The organism is Synechococcus sp. R55.2 (assembly GCF_047462075.1).
Taxonomy (GTDB): Bacteria; Cyanobacteriota; Cyanobacteriia; order Thermostichales; family Thermostichaceae; genus Thermostichus.
The window spans coordinates 1-968 of record NZ_JANSIH010000122.1; the positions used below are offsets into that span (position 1 = coordinate 1).

Sequence of the window (968 nt, forward strand, 5' to 3'; positions counted from 1 at the left end):
CGCTGCGGCATTCGCGATAGCGGTACGGAGCACCAAGGCTGAGGCATCCGCGCCTGGCGTGTTCGGTAACACAGAAATCTTGGATCTACATCTAGCGTCTAAAGTCAAGAATTGACGATAGTCTCCACTATGTTTGGAGGCAGCAGCAAAAATCTGTCCCACAGGGATCTGTTCTCGTCTGTCTCCGGCTGGAACTGCCGGCGATGAGGTACCAAACCAGCCCCAAGCCGTTCCAAAAACCCGCCGATGACCCTTGCTGTGCCTTGCCAAGTAAGCTTTTCCGATGGCTCTGCGAACAAAAATACTCATCTCTAGTCCCACAAATTGGATGAAAAAATTGCTTTTTTGTCTCTTGAAGATCTCTTGAAGATCTGATTTGGTACCAAAAACTGGTCAAGCAAGTGGAATAATTTTTTCAATCTATCTAGAACTTAAGATTGAGTTTATAAAATAGTTAATCTCTTCCCTCCTACTTAAGGTAGAGTTACTACTCAATAAAAAAGGACTTAAAGCACTGCCGGTAGTGTCTAGTGAAGCAGCCTCAATAAATTTAGTGAGTCAAACACCGAGTTCTGGATTAGATTTTTCGAAGTCAAAGCCTTTACGAAAAGGCTTTTGTGCTGGTATGAATAAGGTGCTGTTTGCAGAAAGGTCAGCTTCGTGTGTAGGAAGAGGGCCCGATGCAGCAGGAGAAGTAGAGATTCTGACAGGACATGAATTTATGGTGTGGGGTTTGATATGTCAGAAAGTCTTGACTTGCAAGATGCGGTGGGGCGTTTCTTAAAGACGATTGGCCGCTACTCGTTGCTCACCGCTGAAGAAGAGCTCCGCCTGGCTCACCAGGTGCAGCGGATGGTGACGCTCTTGGAGCAACGGCAGCCCTATGAGTCTGTGGAAGGTTGGAGCCGGCGGCTGGGGATCCCCTTGGCAGAGCTGCAGCAGATCCTGCGGCAGGGGGAAGCAGCCAA

1 protein-coding gene is annotated in these 968 nt (G+C 48.3%); it reads left to right on the forward strand.

The features are described from left to right. Positions 1 to 738: 738 nt before the first annotated feature. On the forward strand, positions 739 to 968 hold a 230-nt coding region (locus tag NW838_RS04550), incomplete at its 3' end, for a sigma-70 factor domain-containing protein (protein WP_414427581.1).